Origin of the sequence: Sphaerisporangium sp. B11E5, from assembly GCF_039871875.1 — a bacterium.
Lineage (GTDB): Bacteria > Actinomycetota > Actinomycetes > Streptosporangiales > Streptosporangiaceae > Sphaerisporangium.
This window is the reverse complement of record NZ_JBDPMD010000005.1, coordinates 171629-191986: the sequence shown is the minus strand read 5'-3', so window position 1 is coordinate 191986 and position 20358 is coordinate 171629. Positions and strand designations below refer to the sequence as shown.

The 20358-nt window shown below is 71.3% G+C and carries 18 protein-coding genes; 15 read left to right on the top strand and 3 right to left on the bottom strand.

The features are described from left to right. Positions 1-22 precede the first annotated feature (22 nt). Positions 23-988 (bottom strand): UDP-glucose 4-epimerase GalE, encoded by a 966-nt coding sequence (gene galE, locus ABGB17_RS07490; RefSeq protein WP_347627065.1) that lies wholly within the window; start codon positions 986-988, stop codon positions 23-25. Positions 989-1153: 165 nt separating this feature from the next. Between galE and ABGB17_RS07485 the strand changes: the two genes are divergently transcribed. The 3 genes from ABGB17_RS07485 (at position 1154) to ABGB17_RS07475 (ending at position 4605) form a co-directional block, all read left to right on the top strand. Further along, complete coding sequence (locus tag ABGB17_RS07485; protein ID WP_347627064.1) at positions 1154-2476, top strand: hemolysin family protein; 1323 nt, start codon at positions 1154-1156, stop codon at positions 2474-2476. Positions 2477-2490: 14 nt separating this feature from the next. After that, complete coding sequence (gene trpS / locus ABGB17_RS07480; RefSeq protein WP_347627063.1) at positions 2491-3495, top strand: tryptophan--tRNA ligase; 1005 nt, start codon at positions 2491-2493, stop codon at positions 3493-3495. 168 nt (positions 3496-3663) lie between these two features. Continuing rightward, the gene (locus ABGB17_RS07475) at positions 3664-4605 is read left to right on the top strand and encodes a YihY/virulence factor BrkB family protein (protein ID WP_347627062.1); all 942 of its coding nucleotides are present in this window, start codon (positions 3664-3666) and stop codon (positions 4603-4605) included. On the opposite strand, the gene ABGB17_RS07470 is transcribed toward ABGB17_RS07475, so the two are convergent. Next, complete coding sequence (locus ABGB17_RS07470) at positions 4596-5705, bottom strand: serine hydrolase (protein WP_347627061.1); 1110 nt, start codon at positions 5703-5705, stop codon at positions 4596-4598. The genes ABGB17_RS07475 and ABGB17_RS07470 overlap by 10 nt on opposite strands. A gap of 110 nt (positions 5706-5815) precedes the next feature. Here ABGB17_RS07470 and ABGB17_RS07465 point away from each other — a divergent pair, with 110 nt between their 5' ends. From ABGB17_RS07465 to ABGB17_RS07425, 9 genes are all read left to right on the top strand, one after another. Beyond that, positions 5816-6028, top strand: a complete 213-nt coding sequence (locus ABGB17_RS07465) for a hypothetical protein (protein ID WP_347627163.1) — start codon at positions 5816-5818, stop codon at positions 6026-6028. Between the two features lie 192 nt (positions 6029-6220). Continuing rightward, positions 6221-7402, top strand: coding sequence for a glutamate--cysteine ligase (locus ABGB17_RS07460; protein ID WP_347627060.1), 1182 nt, complete (start codon positions 6221-6223; stop codon positions 7400-7402). Further along, entirely contained in the window at positions 7389-8630 is a 1242-nt protein-coding gene (locus ABGB17_RS07455) for an amidohydrolase (RefSeq protein WP_347627059.1), read from the top strand. The genes ABGB17_RS07460 and ABGB17_RS07455 overlap by 14 nt, the downstream gene beginning before the upstream one ends. 266 nt (positions 8631-8896) lie before the next feature. After that, entirely contained in the window at positions 8897-9964 is a 1068-nt protein-coding gene (locus ABGB17_RS07450) for a BMP family ABC transporter substrate-binding protein (RefSeq protein ID WP_347627058.1), read from the top strand. 231 nt (positions 9965-10195) lie between these two features. Beyond that, a complete protein-coding gene (locus ABGB17_RS07445) occupies positions 10196-11875 on the top strand; it encodes an ABC transporter ATP-binding protein (RefSeq protein ID WP_347627162.1) in 1680 nt (559 codons plus the stop codon). Continuing rightward, complete coding sequence (locus ABGB17_RS07440) at positions 11872-13014, top strand: ABC transporter permease (protein WP_347627057.1); 1143 nt, start codon at positions 11872-11874, stop codon at positions 13012-13014. The genes ABGB17_RS07445 and ABGB17_RS07440 overlap by 4 nt, the downstream gene beginning before the upstream one ends. Beyond that, positions 13011-14282 carry an ABC transporter permease gene (locus ABGB17_RS07435; RefSeq protein WP_347627056.1) on the top strand — a complete coding sequence of 424 codons (1272 nt, stop codon included), beginning with the start codon at positions 13011-13013 and terminating at the stop codon, positions 14280-14282. Before ABGB17_RS07440 ends, ABGB17_RS07435 begins: the two co-directional genes overlap by 4 nt. Beyond that, positions 14279-14674, top strand: a complete 396-nt coding sequence (locus ABGB17_RS07430; protein WP_347627055.1) for a cytidine deaminase — start codon at positions 14279-14281, stop codon at positions 14672-14674. The genes ABGB17_RS07435 and ABGB17_RS07430 overlap by 4 nt, the downstream gene beginning before the upstream one ends. A 31-nt stretch (positions 14675-14705) precedes the next feature. Next, positions 14706-15983 carry a thymidine phosphorylase gene (locus tag ABGB17_RS07425; protein WP_347627054.1) on the top strand — a complete coding sequence of 426 codons (1278 nt, stop codon included), beginning with the start codon at positions 14706-14708 and terminating at the stop codon, positions 15981-15983. 21 nt (positions 15984-16004) lie between these two features. Here ABGB17_RS07425 and ABGB17_RS07420 read toward each other — a convergent pair whose 3' ends face one another. Beyond that, positions 16005-16388 (bottom strand): MarR family transcriptional regulator, encoded by a 384-nt coding sequence (locus tag ABGB17_RS07420; protein WP_347627053.1) that lies wholly within the window; start codon positions 16386-16388, stop codon positions 16005-16007. 87 nt (positions 16389-16475) lie between these two features. Here ABGB17_RS07420 and ABGB17_RS07415 point away from each other — a divergent pair, with 87 nt between their 5' ends. The 3 genes from ABGB17_RS07415 to ABGB17_RS07405 all read left to right on the top strand — a co-directional run bounded on the left by ABGB17_RS07415 (position 16476) and on the right by ABGB17_RS07405 (position 20319). Beyond that, positions 16476-17912, top strand: coding sequence for an MFS transporter (locus ABGB17_RS07415; protein WP_347627052.1), 1437 nt, complete (start codon positions 16476-16478; stop codon positions 17910-17912). Between the two features lie 210 nt (positions 17913-18122). Beyond that, positions 18123-19511, top strand: coding sequence for an SPFH domain-containing protein (locus ABGB17_RS07410; RefSeq protein ID WP_347627051.1), 1389 nt, complete (start codon positions 18123-18125; stop codon positions 19509-19511). A gap of 136 nt (positions 19512-19647) precedes the next feature. Next, the gene (locus tag ABGB17_RS07405) at positions 19648-20319 is read left to right on the top strand and encodes a hypothetical protein (protein ID WP_347627050.1); all 672 of its coding nucleotides are present in this window, start codon (positions 19648-19650) and stop codon (positions 20317-20319) included. The last annotated feature ends 39 nt before the right edge of the window (positions 20320-20358 follow it).

Sequence of the window (20358 nt, the reverse complement as noted above, 5' to 3'; positions counted from 1 at the left end):
TTGACGAGCCGGCGTCCTCAGGTCAGTCGTGCCGGACGGCCGCCCAGGCGTCGGCGATGATCGTGTTCAGGTCGGTGTGCACGGGCTTCCACCCCAGATCGCGCCGGATGCGCTCCGAGGACGCCACCAGCACCGCCGGGTCGCCCGGACGCCGCTCGCGCACCACCGCGGGGATCGGGTGGCCGGTGACCTCGCGGCACGCCGACACCACGTCGTTCACCGAGAACCCGGTGCCGCTGCCGAGGTTGTAGATCTCGTGGGTGCCGGACCGGCAGGCGTCCAGGGCGAGCAGGTGGGCCTCGGCGAGGTCGGTGACGTGGATGTAGTCGCGCACGCAGGTGCCGTCCGGCGTGGGGTAGTCGACGCCGTAGACGTCCACCGACGGGCGCCGCCCGAGCGCGACCGCGAGGACGTTCGGGATGAGGTGGGTCTCCACGGCGTGGCGCTCGCCGTACACCCGCCCGTCGGCCGCGGTGTGCGCTCCCGCGACGTTGAAGTAGCGCAGGCTGACCGCCCCGATGCCGTGCAGCCCGGCGTACGCCGTCAGCGCGGTGTCCACGGCCAGCTTGGAGGCACCGTAGGGGTTGGTGGGACGGGTGGGGTCGCTCTCCTCGATCGGCGTGCGCTCCGGCTCGCCGTAGGTCGCGGCGGTGGAGGAGAACACGATGCGCGGCACCCCGGCCCGGCGCATGGCGTCCAGCAGCGCCAGCGCGCCGCCGAGGTTGACCGACCAGTACAGCCCCGGCTTCTGGACCGACTCGCCGACCAGCGACTTGGCGGCGAAGTGGAGCACACCGTCGAAGCCCTCCTCCAGCACCGGCCCGGCCTCGGCGACCGGCGCCTGGACGAACGCGGCCCCGGGCGGCACGGCGTCGGCGTGGCCGGTGGAGAGGTCGTCGAGGACGGTGACCTCGTGCCCGGTGTCCACGAGCCGGGCCGCCACCGCGCTCCCGACATATCCGGCTCCTCCGGTGACCAGCAGCTTCACGTGTCCATCCTCTCCCCGAGACCGTGTTCGACCGTTTTGGAATGTGTTGGTTCCTGTTCGATCCGCCGCCCAGCTTACGCGGCTCCGTCCAGGGATGCGCCGCCGGACAACGGGTACTCTGACGCAATCATCGTCTGGCTCAAATCGTGAACGGACGTCGGATCCGTGCAGAACGTCGCGGCGAACATCGCCCTGGTCCTCGCCTTCGTCCTGATCGGCGGCTTCTTCGCCGCCGCGGAGATGGCGCTGGTCTCCCTGCGGGAAAGCCAGATACGCAAGCTCGCCGAGGACAGCAGGCGCGGTGCCCGCGTGGCCAAGCTGGCCCGCGACCCCAACCGATTCCTGTCCGCGGTGCAGATCGGCGTCACCGTCGCCACCGCGGCCTCGGCCGCGGTCGGCGCCGACACCCTCGCCGGGCAGCTCGAACCCGCGCTCGCCGGCACCTGGGTGCCGCGTGCCGCCGCCGGGCCGCTGGCGCTGATCATCGTCACCCTGGCCATCTCGTACGTCACGCTCGTGCTCGGCGAGCTCGCGCCGAAGCGGCTGGCCCGCCAGCGCGCCGAGGGCCTGTCGATGCTGGTCGCGCCGTTCCTCGACTGGCTCGCCACCCTGTCGCGGCCCGTCATCTGGGTGCTCTCCAAGTCCACCGACGGCGTGGTGCGGCTGCTCGGCGGCAACCCCGAGGAGGACCGCGCCGCGGTCACCACCGAGGAACTGCGAGACATGGTGGTCGGCCACGAGGAGCTGACCCCCGACGAGCGCGACCTGATCGACGAGGTCTTCGCGGCGGGCAAGCGGCACCTGCGGGAGGTCATGCTGCCGCGCACCGAGGTGGAGTTCATGTCCCTGGACACGCCGCTCGCGGAGGCGGCGATCCTGGCCGCGGCCATGCCGTACTCCCGCTTCCCGGTGTACCGCGGGTCGTACGACGACATCGCGGGTTTCGTGCACGTGCGCGACCTGCTCGACCCGGTGCTCACCGGCCGCATCGAGCCGATCGGGGAGCTGGTCGCCATCCGGCCGGTCAAGCTGCTGCCCGCCTCCAAGCGGGTGCTCGCCACGCTGACCGAGATGCGCGACGACGGGCAGCACCTCGCCATCGTGGTGGACGAGTACGGGGGCACCGCCGGCATCGTCACCATGGAGGACCTGGTGGAGCAGCTCACCGGGGACATCCGCGACGAGTACGACGCCGAGGCCCAGGCCGTGCGCATGGTGGCGGGGGAGATGGAGATCGAGGGGCTGGTCAACCTCGACGACTTCGCCGACGAGACCGGCATCCGGCTGGAGGACGGGCCGTACGAGACGCTCGGCGGGTACGTCATGGCCCGGCTCGGCCACCTGCCCGAGCTGGGGGAGGAGGTGCGCGGCCCCGGTTTCTCGCTGGTGGTCACCGAGCTGGACGGGCGGCGGGTCGCGCGGGTACGGGTGATCAGGATGACCCCTCTGGGGGAGGTTACCGAGTCGCCATCGGGTCCGGAGTCCTGACAGAATTGTGAGCTATGGCCAGACCTCGTGTTCTCTCCGGCATCCAGCCCACCGGCGATTCGCTCCACCTGGGCAACTACCTGGGCGCCGTCCGCCAGTGGGTCGGCATGCAGGAGACGCACGACGCGTTCTACTTCATCGCCGACCTCCACGCCATCACGGTGCACCCCACGGCCGCCGAGCTGCGGCACCGCACCCGGCTCACCGCCGCCCAGCTCTTCGCGGCGGGCCTCGACCCCGAGCGCAGCACGCTGTTCGTGCAGAGCCAGGTCCGCGAGCACAGCGAGCTCGCGTGGATCCTCATGTGCAACACCGGCATGGGTGAGGCCGCCCGCATGACGCAGTTCAAGGACAAGGCGGCGCGGTACGGCGAGAGCTCGGCCGGGGTGGGCCTGTTCACCTACCCGATCCTCCAGGCGGCCGACATCCTGATGTACCAGGCCGACCAGGTGCCGGTGGGCGCCGACCAGAAGCAGCACCTGGAGCTGACCCGCGACATCGCCCAGCGGTTCAACAGCCGGTACGGCGAGACGTTCACGGTGCCCTCGGCGTTCATCCCCAAGGAGGTCGAGAAGATCACCGACCTCCAGGACCCCCTGGCGAAGATGTCCAAGTCCTCCTCCAGCCCGCAGGGCCTGCTGGAGATCCTGGAGGACCCGCGCGTGCTCACCAAGAAGGTCATGCGCGCGGTCACCGACACCGGGTCGGAGGTCCTCGCCGACCCCGAGAACAAGCCCGGCGTGACCAACCTGCTGCGCGTCCAGTCGGCGCTCACCGGCACGCCGGTGCCCGAGCTGGAGGCCCGGTACGCCGGCCAGGGCTACGGCACCTTCAAGAAGGAGGTCGCCCAGGTGGTCGTGGACGCCTTCGCGCCCATCCGGGAGCGCACCGAGAAGCTGCTGGCCAACGAGACCGAGCTGGACCGCCTGCTCGCCGTCGGCGCCCGCCGCGCCGGCGAGGTCGCCACCGAGACCATGCGCGCCGTCCGCGAGCGCGTCGGCTTCCTGCCCCGCGTCTGACGTCCCGCGCCGGCCCGTCCAGGCCGGCGTCCGCATCGGCCGGTCGAGGCCGGCGTCCGCGCCGGCCCGCCCGGCCGGGTCATGGCCGGGCGGGAGGTTTGCGCCGGTGCGCCGGTGGTAACCCCCGCTCACCGGGCGTGTTCTCCGCCTGGTGGGTAGGGGGTCGGTATGGCGGGCGTGGTGGACTCGGTGACGCGGCGGGTCGACGCCGTCAAGGCGTGGGGCCGGGCACGGCTGGAGCTGTACCGGGTGCGCTGGCACTGGTTCGACCATCTGCTGCGCACCGTGCGGCGGTACCAGAGCCAGCGGGGCGACCGGCTGGCGGGCGCGGTGACGTACTTCGCGTTCCTGTCGTTCTTCCCGCTGCTCGCGCTGGCGTTCTCGGCGTTCGGCTACGTCCTCACGCTGAAGGAGGGCGCCGAGAAGACGCTGATCGCCGTGCTGAACCAGCAGCTCCCGGGGCTCGCCGGCTCCTTGCAGATCGATCGCCTCGCCGACGCCCGGGTGGAGGCCGGCCTGATCGGCCTGGTCGGCCTGTTGTACGCCGGGCTCGGCGCCCTGGACGCGCTGCGTGAGGCGCTGCGGGACATGACCATGACCTGCGATCCCCCCATGAACGTGTTCGTCGGCAGGCTGCGCGACCTGGTGGCGCTGCTGCTGGTGGGACTCACCCTGATGTTGTCGGTGCTGGCCGGCGGGTTCGCCGTGTCGGCGACCGGCACGGTGCTCGGCTGGCTGGGCCTCGGCGACTCGTTCGTGTCCACCGGCCTGGTCCGCACCGCCGCCCTGGTGATCGCCCTGCTGGCCGACACGCTGGTGTTCCTGGTGATCCTCGGCTGGCTGGGCCGGCTCTCCGGCTCGCCCCGCGCGCTGCTCGGCGGTGCGCTGCTCGGCGCGGTCGGTTTCGGGGTGCTGAAGCAGCTCGCGAGCCTGCTGCTCTCCCACACCCTCCACAACCCCGTCTACGGCGCGTTCGCCGTGGTGGCCGGCCTGTTGTTGTGGATCAACCTGTCGGCGCGCTGGACGATGTACGTGACCGCGTGGACGGCCACCGCGGGCGGCTCGCCGCCCCCTGAGCCGACCCCCGTCCCCGCGAGCGCCTACTCCTGACGCCGCCGCCGGCGGCGCACGCCGTACGCGAAGGCGAGGCCGCCGAGCGCGGCGACGGCGAGAACGGCCACCCCGGCGGTGCCCACGGGCGAGGAGTCGCCGGCGGCGTCCGCGGGCCTGGAGACGGCCGGGGCGGGCGTCGGCGGCCCGCCGACCGGGCGGGTCGGCTTGGCCGTCGGCACCGGGCCGACCAGCGTGCCCACGGGCGCGACCCGGCCACGGGACGCGAAGCCCCAGTCGAGCAGGTCCTGGACCTCCGGCCAGAACGAGCCCTCGTGCCGCATCACCGTGACGATGATCGTGTGGCCGTCCCGCCGGGCCGCGCCCACGAAACTGCCGAGCGCCTTGCTGGTCCAGCCGTTCTTCACGCCCATCATGCCCGGGTAGCGGCCGAGCAGCCTGTTGTGGTTGGCGATCTGGTAGTGCCCCTTGGGTGCCGGGAAGTTCGCCACCTTCGTCCCGACGTACTTGCGGAAGGCCGGGTTGGCGAGCCCGGCCCGCGCGATCAGCGCCAGGTCGTATGCCGAGCTGCTCTGCCCCGGCTTGTCCAGCCCGTTCGGCGTCTTGGCCACGGTGTCCATGGCCTGCAGCCGCTTGGCCTCGGCGTTCATGTCGGCGAGGGTCTTGGCGAGGCCGCCGTTGGCTTCGGCGAGCGCCACGGCGGCGTCGTTGCCCGACACCATCATCAGCGCCCGGAGCAGGTCGTCCACCGTGTAGATCTTGCGGGGTGTGAGGCCGACGGCGCTGCCCTCGACGTTGCAGGCTTCGTGGCTGGGTTTGACCATCTTCTTGCGGTCCAGCTTGGGGATCAGGGTGAGGGCGGTCAGCGCCTTCAGCGTGCTGGCGGGCAGGAAGCGGCCGTGGGGGTTCTTGGCGGCCAGCACCTCGCCGGTGTCGCCGTCGGCGACCACGAAGGCCGAGGCCTCGGTCTTGGGCAGCCGCCGCGCCGCCGGGTCCACGACGACGCCGCGCCCGCCGAGCAGCGCGCCGCCGATCGGCGGGTTGTCGTAGGCGTCGGCCGCGGCCGGGCCGGCCGAGGGCACGACGAACACCAGGCTCCCGGCGAGCGCCAGGGCGGTGATCAGTGGCACGCGTTTCATCCCCATAGGGAACTCAGCGTAACTTTGTCGCTTTTCGTATGGGGCAAGACACGACAAAGATCGTGAATGTGCTGGTGGGTAACCTCAGCGGTAGCATGGAACGGGTGAGGATGACACGACGCGTCGCCGGGTTCCTGCTGGCGCTGGCCGCCTTCATGGTGTTCGAGTGGATCAACCTCGGCTTCAACCTCGCCGACGGGCACCCGACGGCCTTCTACGTCGTGCACGGCGTCCTCATCGCGGTCAATCTCGTCCTCGCGGGCGTGCTCGGGGTCATCGGCTGGCGGGCCTGGCGTGCCGCGGGGCGGCCGGGCCGCATATGACCCCCCGGTCCTGGGCAGAGACGGTGAACACCCGATTTACCGGTCATCGTGAAGGTATGCGGCTCAATCCTCCCGTTAACGGTTTGTGGGTCAATGGCCGGGAGGCGGACACACTGAGGGGGCCGTACGGGTTGGCCGGTTTCGCGGCGGAGCGGAAACTCGGCCTGAGAGCATCGCGGTTGGAGGCGTGCTGTGGCGATCCAGTTCAACCCTTCCCGCGGCCCCACTTTGGGCGTCGAATGGGAGCTCCAGCTAGTCGACACGCACACCCGCCGCCTCCGCCAGGACGCCAAATCGGTGCTGGAGGCCGTGCCCGAGCTCAGTGAGTCGCCGCGGCCCAAGGTGATGCACGAGCTGATGCAGTCCCAGATCGAGGTCATCACCGACGTCTGCCACACCGTGTCCGAGGCCGTGCAGGACCTCAAGGGCACCATCGACCGCCTGGCGCAGGCCGTCGCGTCGCGCGGCATGGCGCTGGCCTGCACCGGCACGCACGCCATCAGCGACTGGCGCGAGGCCGTGTACGCGCCGGTCCAGCGGTACGCCGAGCTGCTGGAGGAGATGCAGTGGCTGGCGTGGCGGATCCAAACATTTGGCGTACATGTCCACGTGGGGGTGCGGGAAAGGGATAAAGTCATTCCCATCGTCAACGCACTTGCGGCCTACCTGCCGCATTTCCTCGCGTTGACGGCCTCCAGCCCGTACTGGGGCGGCCAAGACACCGGGCTCGCCTCCAGCCGGGCCATCGTTTTCGGCGCTCTGCCCACGGCGGGTCCGCCTCAGATGCTGGCGGACTGGTCGGGGTTCGAGGAGTACATGGACACCCTCAAGCGCGCGGGGACCATCAAGAGCATCAAGGAAGTGTGGTGGGATATCCGCCCACAACCGAACTTCGGCACGATTGAGATTCGCATGTTCGACGGCATACCGACCCCTCGTGAGGTCGGCATGGTGACGGCGTTGTCGCAGTGCCTGGTGCAGCAGTTCGACCAGCAGCTCGACCGCGGTTACCGGCTCCCGCACCCCGCGCCGTGGGTGGTGCGGGACAACAAGTGGCGGGCCACGCGGTACGGCCTCGACGCCGACGTCATCACCGACGACCACGGCTCGACCGCGCCTGTGCGTGACATGCTCTACGAGCTCTGCCGGGAGCTGGCCCCGATGGCCGAGCGGCTCGGCTGCTCCAGCGAGCTCGCCGTCGTGAGCGAGGTCGTCGAGCACGGCAACTCGTGCGAACGGCAGCGCGCGATCCTTTCCGGAGGCGGCACTCTCGACGACGTCGTGGACGCGACGATCATCGAGCTGGCGGAGGACCGCTTCGTGACCACCGATCTGAGGACATCGAACGGGGCGATGGGACATGCAGGCACGTGATCTCCGGGGGCAACTGAGCGCGTTCCTGAGCGCGAACGACCGGGATCTCATCGAGTTCCGGCGCGACCTGCACGCCCACCCCGAGCTCGGGTTCGTCGAGCACCGCACCACCGAGCGCATCGCCACGCGGCTGGAGCAGGCCGGGCTCACGCCGGTGCCGCTGCCGCGCGGCACCGGGCTGATCTGCGACATCGGCAGCGGCGACGGCCCCACCGTCGCGCTGCGTGCCGACATCGACGCGCTGCCGCTGCTGGACGAGAAGGACGTGCCGTACCGCTCCACGGTCCCCGGCGTGTGCCACGCCTGCGGCCACGACGTGCACACCGCGATCATCCTCGGCACCGGCATGTTCCTCGCCGAGCAGGCGGCGGCCGGCCTGCTGCCCGGCCGGGTCCGGCTGATCTTCCAGCCCGCCGAGGAGGTCGTGCCCGGCGGCGCGCTCAAGGTGCTGGAGGCCGGCGGCATCAGCGGCGTGGACCGCATCTTCGGCCTGCACTGCGACCCCCGCGTCGACGTGGGCCGGGTGGGGCTGCGGGTGGGCCCCATCACCGGGGCCTGCGACAAGGTCAGCGTCCGGCTCGGCGGCCCCGGCGGGCACACCGCCCGCCCCCACCTCACCGCCGACCTGGTGTTCGCCCTCGCCAAGATCGTCACCGAGCTGCCCGCCGCGCTGAGCCGCCGCGTCGACCCGCGCCACTCGCTGTCGCTGGTCTGGGGCCGCGTGCAGGCCGGCTCCGTGGCCAACGCCATCCCCGACGACGGCCTCGCCGAGGGCACCATCCGCACCCTGGACGAGCAGGCGTGGCACGAGGCGCCCGACCTGTTCAAGTCGCTGCTCGACTCCGTCGCCGTCGCCTACGGCGTGAAGGCCGAGATGAACTACGTCCGCGGCGTGCCTCCCACCATCAACGAGGAGACCAGCGTCCAGATGCTCAGCGACGCCGCGGGCGAGGTGCTCGGCCCGAACTCCGTGGTGCCGACCCCGCAGTCCCTCGGCGGCGAGGACTTCGGCTGGTACCTCGAATCGGTGCCGGGCGCGTACGCGCGGCTCGGTGTGCGCACCCCGGGGGACCCCGGGCGGTTCGACATCCACCAGGGCACCTTCGACGTGGACGAACGCTGCATCGGCGCCGGTGTGGGGGTGATGTCCGCCACCGCGCTCACCGCGCTGTGGGAGGGCCGCCGCACGTCCGCCGACCCCGCCGCGGCCGAGCCCATCACCGCCTGACGGGCCGCCGGGCCGGCGGGGCGCCGGGGCCCGGCGCTCCCGCCGCGGGGCCGGTACGTCCGGTGTGCTACCGCGGGCGGGTCTCAGCCGTCCGCCGGCGCGGTTTCCCAGGTCACAGGGCGGCGTGAGCTGCATAACGGACCTATTTCGGACCCGGGTGCCGGTTTGGCCAACCCTTCCCGAACAACTATGTTCCGTGCAGGGTTGCCGTGCGTCACTTCGCGCGTGCACACATGTTGGACGGCGAATGCACGGAAGGAGTCACCTTGCTTCGCATCAACGCAAGCAAGCTGGCCGCCGCGACCGCGGCCGGTGCCATGCTCATGGCACTGGCGGCGTGTGGAGGCGGCGGTAACGGTTCGGATGCGGCGTCACCTGGCGCGTCCGCGTCCACTTCGGCGGCTCCTGAGGGCCCCAAGGTCGGCCTCGCGTATGACATCGGCGGCCGCGGCGACCAGTCGTTCAACGACGCCGCCGCCGCGGGCCTGGACAAGGCCGTGGCCGAGCTGAAGCTCAGCGAGCCCAAGGAACTGGAGGCGGGCAACGGCGAGACCGGCGCCCAGAAGGAGCAGCGGCTCCGCCTGCTCGCGCAGAGCGGCTTCAACCCCGTCATCGCGGTCGGCTTCGCGTACTCCGAGGCGATGAAGAAGGTCGCGGGCGAGTTCCCCGACACCAAGTTCGCGATCGTCGACGACGCGGCAGAGGGCCCGAACATCTCCAACCTGCTGTTCGCCGAGAACGAGGGCTCCTTCCTGGTGGGCGCCGCGGCGGCCATGAAGAGCAAGAAGGACCACATCGGCTTCGTCGGCGGCGTCCAGGTGCCGCTGATCAAGAAGTTCGAGATCGGTTACACCAAGGGTGCCCAGGCCGTGAAGCCGGACATCAAGATCGACGTCAAGTACCTCACCCAGCCCCCGGACTTCGGCGGCTTCAACGACCCGGCCAAGGGCAAGACCGCGGCCGAGGGCATGTTCGACGCCGGCGCCGACGTGGTCTACCAGGCCGCGGGCGGTTCGGGTGGCGGCGTGTTCGAGGCGGCCAAGGCCGCGAACGGCCTCGCCATCGGCGTGGACTCCGACCAGGCCCTCACCGCCGACGAGTCGGTGCGTGGCGTGATCATGACCTCCATGCTCAAGAAGGTCGACGTCGCGGTGTTCGACTTCCTCAAGAGCTTCGTGGACGGCACCGTCAAGGCCGGCCCGACGGTCTACGACCTCAAGGCCGGCGGCGTCGACTTCTCCACCACCGGCGGGCAGGTCGACGACATCAAGAACGACCTCGACGGCTACAAGCAGAAGATCATCGACGGCGAGATCAAGGTTCCCGCCGAATAACCCGTCTCTCCCGACAGGTGATCGGCAGATGCCGTAAGTAATGTTCAGGGGCCCGGATGGCGTGCCACCGGGCCCCTTGGACTACTGTCAGGTGTCCCCCGCCCCACCAGGCCCGACCCCGCGCCCGCCCGGGCCGGCCGCCCGCTCCGCGGCCCCCGCGCCGGGCGCGTCGCCGCGTCCACGGGGCCGCTCACGTCCGCCACGAGGCCGTCCGTTACGGAGGAGGCCGCCATCAGCACTCCGACACCCCCGGATCCCGCCGAAGACCCGCCAGCCGTCGAGCTTGAGGGCATAACCAAGCGGTTCCCCGGCGTCGTCGCCAACCGTGACATCCGCCTGAGTGTGCGGCGTGGCCACGTGCACGCCGTCGTGGGGGAGAACGGCGCGGGCAAGTCGACGCTCATGAAGATCCTTTACGGCATGCAGCACCCCGACGAGGGGGTGATCCGGGTCGGCGGCAAGCCCGTGACCTTCCGCTCCCCGGCCGACGCCATCGCCGCCGGGATCGGCATGGTCCACCAGCACTTCATGCTCGCCGACAACCTCACCGTCCTCGAGAACATCATCCTCGGCAGCGAGCCGCGCCGCGGCCTCGGCATCGACTTCGGCGGCGCCCGCAGGAAGATCAAGGAGATCTCCGACGCGTACGGCCTCGGCGTGTCGCCCGACACGCTGGTAGAGGACCTCGGCGTCGGCGCCCGGCAGCGCGTCGAGATCCTCAAGGTGCTCTACCGGGGTGCGCGCATCCTGATCCTGGACGAGCCCACCGCGGTGCTGGTGCCCCAGGAGGTCGACGAGCTGTTCGACAACCTGCGCGGACTGGTGCGCGAAGGGCTGACCATCATCTTCATCTCGCACAAGCTCGACGAGGTGTTGTCGGTCGCCGACGCCATCACGGTGATCCGGCGCGGCACGACCGTGGCGAGCGTGCTGCCGCGGGACGTCACCGCGCGTCAGCTCGCCGAGCTGATGGTCGGCAGCGAGCTGCCGAGCCCGGAGACCCGCGAGTCCACCGTGACCGAGCAGGTGGCGCTGTCGGTGCGCGGCCTGACGGTGCGCGGCGCCGACGGGCGCGCGGTCGTGCGGGACGTGTCGTTCGACATCCACAAGGGCGAGGTGCTCGGCATCGCCGGCGTGGAGGGCAACGGGCAGGCCGAGCTGGTCGAGGCCATCATGGGCATGCGGCCCGCCGAAGGCGCCGTCACGCTCGGCGGCGCCGACATCTCCCACTGGCCCACGCTGCGCAGGCGCGAGGGCGGCATCGGGTACATCCCCGAGGACCGCCAGCGGCACGGGCTGCTGCTGAACTCCCCGCTGTGGGAGAACCGCATCCTCGGCCACCAGACCCGCAGGCCCAACGTCCGCGGCCCGTGGATCGACCGGGCCGGGGCCCGCGCCGACACCCAGCGCATCGTGGACGCCTACGACGTGCGCACCCCCGGCATCGACGTGGACGCCGCGGCGCTGTCCGGCGGCAACCAGCAGAAGCTCGTCGTCGGCCGCGAGATGAGCGGCGACCCGGTGGTGCTCATCGCCTCCCATCCGACCCGGGGCGTGGACGTCGGCGCCCAGGCGGCCATCTGGGACCACCTGCGCGCGGCCCGCGCGGCCGGTCTCGCCGTGCTGCTGATCTCCGCGGACCTGGACGAGCTGATCGGCCTGTCGGACTCCCTGAAGGTCCTGCTGCGCGGCCAGGTGGTCGCTGACGTGGACCCGGCGGGCGTCACCCCTGAGCTGCTCGGCTCCGCCATGACCGGCGCGGGCGGCCACGACAACGCGCCGGCCGTACCGGGCGGCGGGGGGACGGTCGCCGCCGGGGGACGCGGGGACGATCCGGTCGATCCGGATAAGCCGGCCGATCCATCGGCACCGGGACGGGCCGGCGAGACGCCGGCCGGGGAGGGCGCATGAGTTCCTCGTTCACCGACCGGCTGCTCGGCCGGGTGCGGCTCGGCGGGCTGCTGGCGCTGGCCGCGCCGGTGCTCGCCATCGTGTTCGCCGCGCTGGTGACCTCGATCATCCTGGTGCTCACCGGCAACCCGCCGCTGCACACCCTGCTGCTCCTGGTCGACTACGGCTCCCAGCCGCGCACCATCGTCAACATCGTCAACCTGGCGACCACGTACTACATCTCCGCCCTCGCCGTGGCGATCGGGTTCCGCATGAACCTCTTCAACATCGGCGTGGACGGCCAGTACCGCCTGGCCGCGCTGCTCGCCGCGGCCGTCGGCGGTGCGCTGGTGCTGCCGCCCGTGCTGCACGTGGGCGTCACCGTCCTCGTCGCGGTGGCGGTCGGCGGCCTGTGGGCGTCCATCGCGGGCCTGCTCAAGGTCACCCGGGGCGTCAGCGAGGTCATCTCCACGATCATGCTGAACGCCATCGCGACCGGCTTCGGCGCCTGGCTGCTCACCACCGACCGGCTGGCCGTCGCGGTCTCCGGCAGCAACAACATCGGCACCAAGCCGATCCCGGCGTCCGGCCAGTTCCCCGGCTTCGCGATGATCCCCGGCACGCAGGCCAAGGTGTTCGGCTTCATCGTGGTCGCCGCCGTGCTCGGCATCGCCTACCACGTGCTGTTCAACTGGACCCGGTTCGGCTTCAACCTGCGGGCCACCGGCGCCTCGGAGTCGGCGGCGGTGGCGAGCGGCGTCAACGTCAAGCGCATGGTGCTGCTCACGATGATCATCTCCGGCGCGGTGGCCGGCCTGGTCGGCATGCCGCAGTTGCTCGGCGCGTCCTACTCCTACAGCCTCGACTTCCCGACCGGGCTCGGCTTCACCGGCATCGCCATCGCGCTGCTCGGCCGCAACAACCCGGCCGGCATCGCCGTCGGCGCGCTGCTGTGGAGCTACCTGGACAACTCCTCGGACATCCTCGACCTCGAAGGCATCCCCAAGGAGACCGTGATCATCATGCAGGGCACCATCGTGCTCTCGGTCATCATCGCCTACGAGCTGGTCCACCGGTACCGCATGTCGGCCGAGCAGCGCCGGGTGAGCCGCCAGTTGTCGGCAGGCACAGGCGCTCCCGCGGAAGGAGCCGTCGCGTGACCGCCGTCGCAGAAGCCGCCGCGCCGCCCGCGGCGCCGTCACCCGCCCGCCGGTTCCGCCTGGGCTGGCGCGCCGCCCTGCTCGGCGTGCTCGCCCTGCTGGTCATGATGTCGGTGGCCCGCGTGGTCACCGGCGCCAACGACATCACGTCGGCCGGCACCATCGGCGCCGCGGTCGGCCTCGCCGTGCCGATCGGGCTCGCCGCCCTCGGCGGCCTGTGGTCCGAGCGGGCCGGCGTCGTCAACATCGGCCTCGAAGGCATGATGATCCTCGGCACCTGGTGCGGCGCGTGGGGCGCGCTGACGTTCGGCACCCCGTGGGCCGGCGTGGTCGCCGGTGCGCTCGGCGGCGCGCTCGGCGGGCTCCTGCACGCCGTGGTCACCGTCACCTTCGGCGTCGACCACATCATCTCCGGCGTCGCCATCAACATCCTCGGGCTCGGCGTCACGCAGTACCTGTCCAAGCTGGTGTTCACCGACATGGACGGCGGTGGCGAGACCCAGTCCCCGCGCATCCCGTCCATCGGCAACGTCGGCATCCCCGGCATCGGGGACGGCCTGCAGAGCCTGGAACGCACCCACACGTTCCTGGTCGCCGACCTCGCGGGCGTGCTGCGGGGCATAACCCAGAACGTGTCGCTGTTCACGCTGCTCGCGATCCTGCTGGTGCCGCTCAGCTTCTACGTGTTGTGGCGCACGCCGTTCGGGCTGCGGCTGCGCTCGTGCGGCGAGCGTCCGGTGGCGGCCGAGTCGCTCGGCGTCAACGTCTACTACTACAAGTACCTGGCGGTGCTGGTGTCCGGCGCGCTCGCCGGGCTCGGCGGGGCGTTCCTGTCCATCGTGGCCTCCGGCATCTACCGCGAGGGGCAGACCGGCGGGCGCGGCTTCATCGGCCTCGCCGCCATGATCTTCGGCAACTGGCGGCCCGGCGGCCTCGCCGGCGGCTCCCTGCTGTTCGGCTACACCGACGCGCTGCAACTGCGGCAGGGCGGCACGTCGGTGCACGCGCTGCTGCTGGTGGTCGCCATGCTGCTCGCGGCGTTCGCCGTGTACCAGCTCGTGCGGCAGGGCCGGGGCCGCGCGGCCCTGATCAGCGGCGTGTTCGCGGTCGCGGTGTTCGCCGTGTTCATGGTGACCGACACCGTGGCCGAGCAGTTCACCTCGTTCACGCCCCACCTGACCACGCTGCTGGTGTTGTCGCTGGCCTCGCAGAGGCTGCGCATGCCCGCCGCGGACGGCGTGCCGTACCGGAAGGGACAGGCCAAGTGACCGTCGACTGGGACGCCCTTCGCGACCTGGCCACCGAGGCGATGGGGCACGCCTACGCCCCGTACTCGAAGTTCCCCGTCGGCGCCGCCGCGCTCGTGGAGGACGGGCGCGTCATCACCGGATGCAACGTCGAGAACGCCTCCTACGGCCTGTCGCTGTGCGCCGAGTGCGGCCTCGTGTCGGCGCTGCACGCCTCGGGCGGTGGCCGGCTGGTGGCGTTCACCTGCGTGGACGGCCACGGTGAGCTGCTCATGCCGTGCGGGCGCTGCCGCCAGTTGCTGTTCGAGCACGGCGGGCCGGACCTGCTCGTGGAGACCCCCGAGGGGCCGTGGCGCATGGGCGACCTGCTGCCGTTCGCCTTCGGCCCCGAGGACCTCTCCCGCGGCGCCTGAACCTTTCGAACCCTGGAGTCTGAGACACCTCATGGACGCGATCGACGTCATCACCACCAAGCGGGACCGCCACGAGCTCTCGGACGAGCAGATCGCGTGGGTGGTGGACGCCTACACCCGCGGGCAGGTCGCCGACGAGCAGATGGCGGCGCTCGCCATGGCGATCCTGCTCAACGGCATGAGCCGCCGGGAGATCGGCCGGTGGACCCAGGCGATGATCGAGTCCGGGTCGCGCATGGACTGGTCCGGGCTGGACCGGCCGACCACCGACAAGCACTCCACCGGCGGCGTCGGCGACAAGATCACCTTGCCGCTGGCGCCGCTCGTGGCGGCGTGCGGGGCGTACGTGCCGCAGTTGTCGGGACGCGGGCTCGGGCACACCGGGGGCACGCTGGACAAGCTGGAGTCCATCCCCGGGTGGCGCGCGTCGTTGTCCAACGACGAGATGCTCGCCGTGCTGCGGTCGGCGGGCGCGGTGGTGTGCGCCGCAGGGGACGGTCTCGCGCCCGCGGACAAGAAGCTGTACGCGCTGCGCGACGTGACCGGCACCGTGGAGTCGATCCCGCTGATCGCGTCGTCCATCATGTCCAAGAAGATCGCCGAGGGCACCGGGGCGCTGGTGCTGGACGTCAAAGCCGGCTCCGGTGCCTTCATGAAGAACCTGGACCACGCCCGCGAGCTGGCCCGCACCATGGTGGACCTCGGCACCGACCACGGCGTCACCACGGTCGCCCTCATCACCGCCATGGACCGCCCGCTCGGCCTCGCCGTCGGGCACGCCCTGGAGGTCGAGGAGTCCGTGGAGGTCCTGTCCGGCGGCGGCCCCGCGGACGTCGTGGAACTGACCGTGCGCCTGGCCAGGGAGATGCTCGCCGCCGCCGGAGTCTCCGGCAAGGACCCCGCCGACGCGCTCAAGGACGGCTCGGCCATGGACTCCTGGCGCCGCATGATCACCGCCCAGGGCGGCGACCCCGACGCCCCCCTCCCCAAGGCCCCCGAGACCACCCAGGTCATGGCCCCCGCCACCGGCGTCCTGTCCCGCCTCGACGCCTACAAGGTCGGCGTCGCCGCCTGGCGCCTCGGCGCCGGCCGCGCCCGCAAGGAGGACTCGGTCTCCGCCTCCGCCGGCATCACCCTGCACGCCAAGCCGGGCGACCACGTGGAGAAGGGCCGGCCGCTGCTCACCCTGCACGCCGAGGACACGGCCCGCTTCCCCCGCGCCCTGGAGACGCTGGAGGGCGCTTACGCGGTGGGCGACGCCGCCGACCCGTCCCTGCTGCCGCTGGTCATCGACCGCATCACGGCCTGACGGCGCTCCCGGGGGCGCCGGTCAGCGGGGGGCCGGCGCCAGGGCCTGGGAGCGCAGTACGGCGCGGTGGGTGGGGAGGGCCTCGGCGCGGCGGGCGCGGCCGGCGTCGGTGATGGTGACGAAGACGCCACGGCGGTCCTGCATGCACATGTCGCGGCAGACGAGGCCGGCCTTCTCCAGGCGGGAGATCAGGCGGGACAGGGCGCTCTGGCTCAGGTGGACCACGTCGGCGAGCTCCTGGACGCGGTACTTGCCGTGCTCGGACTCGCACATGTGGTCCAGGACCTCGAAGTCGCTGACCCCGAGGCCGTGCTTCTCGCCGAGCTCACGCTCAAGGGCACACCAGGTCACCGCGTGCCGGGCGAGCAGGTCGCGCCAGGACGCGACCACGTCGACGTCGTCCATGACCCGGACTATAGCATGCACGTTCAATAGTTGCACCAGAATTAATTGCTTGTGCATTGAATGCATGCGCATGTAGTGTCTCGCCACATGAACCTCTCATCTCACGCCGAACGCTGGGACGCGCGTCTGTGGGGCGCGCTCACCGTGCTCTGCGCTGTGATCTTCCTCGACGCGCTCGATGTCTCGATGGTGGGAGTGGCGCTGCCGTCGATCCAGGCCGACCTCGGCCTGTCCACCTCGACGCTCCAGTGGGTCGTCAGCGGCTACGTGCTCGGGTACGGCGGCCTGCTGCTTCTCGGCGGCCGTGCCGCCGACCTGCTCGGCCGCCGCCGGGTCTTCCTCACCGCACTCGGCGTCTTCGCCGTCGCCTCCCTGCTCGGCGGCCTCGTCGACGACGGAGGCCTGCTCATCGTCGCCCGCTTCGTCAAGGGCATCAGCGCCGCCTTCACCGCGCCCGCGGCCCTGTCCATCATCACCACGACGTTCGCCGAGGGCCCCGCGCGCAACCGCGCCCTCAGCATCTTCACCGCCTGCGGCGCCAGCGGCTTCTCGCTCGGCCTGGTGCTGTCGGGCTTCCTCACCGAGATCGGCTGGCGCTGGACGTTCCTCATGCCGGTGCCGGTCGCCATCGTGGCCCTGGTCGCCGGCCTGTCGCTGCTGCCGCGCCACTCGGGGGAGGAGCGCGCCACCGGCGGGTACGACCTGGTCGGCGCGGCCACCATCACCTTCGGCATGTTGCTGCTGGTGTTCGGCGTCGTGCGCGCCCCCGAAGAAGGCTGGGGATCGCTCACCACGCTCGGCACGCTCGCCGGGGCCGTCGCGCTGCTCGCCGTGTTCGTCGCCGTCGAGCAGCGGGTCAGGCACCCGCTGGTGCGGTTCGGCATCCTGCGCTCCGGGCCGCTGGTGCGGGCCAACCTCGGGCTGGTCGTGCTGTTCGGGTCGTACGTCGCGTTCCAGTTCGTCGCCATGCAGTACTTCCAGAACCTGCTCGGCTGGTCGGCCCTGCACACCGCGCTGGCGTTCCTGCCGGCCGGGCTCATCGTCGCCGTCACCTCCACCAAGATGGGCGACCTCGCCGACCGGTTCGGCACCGCGCGGCTCATCGCCATCGGGTCGGCGTCCCTGGCCGCCGGGTACGGGGTGTTCCTCTTCGCCGGCTCGGCGCCGAGCCTCGGGCTGGTCGTCCCGGGCATGGTGCTGCTCGGCGTCGCGTTCGCCCTGACGTTCCCCTCGCTCAACATCCAGGCCACCGCGGGGGTGGCCGACGACGAGCAGGGGCTGGCGTCGGGCCTGCTCAACACCTCGGGTCAGGTCGGCGGGGCACTCGTCCTCGCCGTCGTGACCGCCGTGGCGACCGCCGGCGGGGGCGCGGTCACCATGGAGACCATCCGCCCGTCGATCGCCCTGTGCGCCGCCGTCGCCCTGGTCGGCCTCGGCATCGCGGTGACCGGCGTCCTGCGTGCCCGGTCCACGGCCGCCGTGGTGACGCCGGAACCCGCCAGGGAGGTACTGGAGACGATCTGACCCGGTGCGTCGGTACGGCGTCGCGGGACCGGTACCGGAAACAGGGCCCCACCCGGCCCAACCGTCGGAGTCCTCTGGCGTCCCGCACGCCAGAGGACTCCGCCGTACCGGGACGGCTCCACTGCCACGGACAAGGCACATTGAGGTTGCGGTGGTTCGGCGGTGTAGACGAGACTCGTCGGAAATCGTGAGGTGGTGGCGGAGGGGACGATGAGCACCACTGACAAGGGCAACACCTATCTGGAACGGGTTGTCGCGCAGCAGGCGGTGCTGGAGGACGATCTGCGGGCGCGCCGCGCCGTCGCCCCCGGAGCGCCGGCGTCCATGGCGGGTCCAGTGGCCAAGCGCGAGCGGGTCCTTGGGGGAGTGGCCCCCGAGAGGTCGACACCGGGGCCGGTGGACGTGCGGATCACCGGCTTCTGGCGCTGGAAGAACGTCCTTGTCCCGCCGAACGCCTTCGTGGTGCACACGCGCCGCGGCCGTGAGAAGCCTCTGCACATCGGCCTCGGTGTCTCGTTCCGCTTCACCCCGTCCACCGACTCGTTCCTGGTGGTACCGGGCGCCACCCAGACCATCCTGATCAACGCGTACTGCGTCTGCAGCGAGCTGCAAGGTGTGCTGGTGCAGGGCTACGTGCAGTGGATCATCCACTCCTTCCCCATCGCTTACCGCAAACTGGACTTCAGTGACGCGGAGGACCCGATGCGGCTGGTCAACCTCCAGTTACGGGAACAGGCGGAGGCGGCCATCAAGGACAAGGTCTCCACCATGAGCGTCCGCGACGTGCTCAGCGACAAGCAGCCCATCATCGAGGAGCTGACCGCCCGGCTGCGCGCGGTGGCCGAGGGCGAGGACGACAGCGACCAGGGTCTCGGGCTCCGTATCGTCACCGTCCAGATCAAAGAGGCCGTCGTCAGCTCGTCGCGGCTGTGGGAGAACCTGCAGAAGCCCTACCGGGCCGAACAGGGCCAGATCGCCCGCCTGGCTGAGCTACGGGCCGAAGAGGCGGTCGCCCAGCGCGAGATGGAGGCCGAGCGGGTCAAGGAGACCCAGCGTCTGGAGTACGAGCGGGAACTCGCCGAGTTGCGTTCCCGCAACGAGGCATGGCAGTTCGACACCGAGGTCGCCGAGCGCCTGCGGCGCACCCAGCGCGAGCACGACGACTCCAGGGCGGTGGCCGAGCTGGAGACCGAGACGACCCGCCACGCGCTGCGGATGGAGCGCGAACGGCACACCGAGGAGTCCGAGACCGGCAGGCTCCGGATCGAGCGGGAAGAGGAACTCAAGCGCCTTCGACTCGACGCCGAGCTGGAGCTTGCGCGCTCCCGGTCCTTTGCGGACCACGAGCGCGCGCTCCTCGACCTGGAGCGCGCGCGCCTGCGCGCCGATATCGACAACCAGCAGACATCGGCCAGTCTTCAGGCCAAACTGATCGACTCACTCCCCGAGATCATGGCGAAGCTTCCCAAACCGGAGGAGCTGCGCATGGTGTCGATCAACGGCAGCGACCGGACCACCGTGTCGGGCCTGCTGACCGAGCTCGCCATGATGGTCGGAGTGCTGCGCTCGGCGATCGAGAGCGACGGGCCGGGTTCCTGATTCCCCGCTGGTACGGCTCTATCTTGGCGTACCGCGGCGTTACGTTTCCGTCCGGCAGGGTTTCCCGGTGAACCTCTGAGGCATGCTCCGCATCAAATTGAGTAGGTGACACCCCGCCGAGGAAGCCGAGGTTCCCATGAAGAGGCTCGCCGTCGCCGTCGCACTCGTCCCCCTCGTGGTCCTCGCCGCGTGCGGCGGGAGTCCGGAGTCGCCGCCCGATGTGACCGCCACCGTGACGGTCGCGCCGACACCTGAGTCCCCGAGCCCCACGGCCGCGCCCACCCCGTCCGCGAGCACCATCCCCGCGACGCCGTCGGAGCCCACCTCGACCGTGCCGGCGCCGACGTCCACCGACCTGACCGCGCCCACCTCCACCAAGCCGGTCAAGGTGACCCGCGCGCCGGAGCGGCCCCCGCTGGTCACCGGCATCCGGTCCGCGGTACACGCCCAGGGGGGCTTCGACCGGGTGGTCATCGACCTGCGGGGGGCGCGGACCGGCTACACCGCCGGCTACGTGAAGCAGGTCGTCCAGGACGGGTCCGGTGAGGTCGTCCCCGTGCCGGGGAAGGCGTTCCTGCAGGTCACGCTCACCCCCGCGCAGGCGCACACCGAGAGCGGCGAGCCCACGCTCGGGCGGACGCCCGTGCTGAACGCCGACCTCACCAACGTGCGCAGCATCGTGCCGGTCGGGGACTTCGAGGGCGTCGTCACCATCGCCATCGCGCTGCGCCACCGGGCCGCCTTCCGGGTCTTCGACCAGCGGGACCCGGCACGCCTGGTCATCGACGTCGCGCACCGGCGCGCCTGAACGGGGCGGGCGGCGCGGACCCGCCCGCACTCCGTACGA

Bases quoted from the DNA above. Each gene is read 5' to 3' on its own strand.
- trpS (WP_347627063.1), top strand. From the start codon at position 2,491: ATGGCCAGACCTCGTGTTCTCTCCGGCATCCAGCCCACCGGCGATTCG.
- ABGB17_RS07475 (WP_347627062.1), top strand. From the start codon at position 3,664: ATGGCGGGCGTGGTGGACTCGGTGACGCGGCGGGTCGACGCCGTCAAG.
- ABGB17_RS07470 (WP_347627061.1), bottom strand. From the start codon at position 5,705: ATGAAACGCGTGCCACTGATCACCGCCCTGGCGCTCGCCGGGAGCCTG.
- ABGB17_RS07465 (WP_347627163.1), top strand. From the start codon at position 5,816: ATGACACGACGCGTCGCCGGGTTCCTGCTGGCGCTGGCCGCCTTCATG.
- ABGB17_RS07455 (WP_347627059.1), top strand. From the start codon at position 7,389: ATGCAGGCACGTGATCTCCGGGGGCAACTGAGCGCGTTCCTGAGCGCG.
- ABGB17_RS07440 (WP_347627057.1), top strand. From the start codon at position 11,872: ATGAGTTCCTCGTTCACCGACCGGCTGCTCGGCCGGGTGCGGCTCGGC.
- ABGB17_RS07425 (WP_347627054.1), top strand. From the start codon at position 14,706: ATGGACGCGATCGACGTCATCACCACCAAGCGGGACCGCCACGAGCTC.
- ABGB17_RS07420 (WP_347627053.1), bottom strand. From the start codon at position 16,388: ATGGACGACGTCGACGTGGTCGCGTCCTGGCGCGACCTGCTCGCCCGG.
- ABGB17_RS07415 (WP_347627052.1), top strand. From the start codon at position 16,476: ATGAACCTCTCATCTCACGCCGAACGCTGGGACGCGCGTCTGTGGGGC.
- ABGB17_RS07410 (WP_347627051.1), top strand. From the start codon at position 18,123: ATGAGCACCACTGACAAGGGCAACACCTATCTGGAACGGGTTGTCGCG.
- ABGB17_RS07405 (WP_347627050.1), top strand. From the start codon at position 19,648: ATGAAGAGGCTCGCCGTCGCCGTCGCACTCGTCCCCCTCGTGGTCCTC.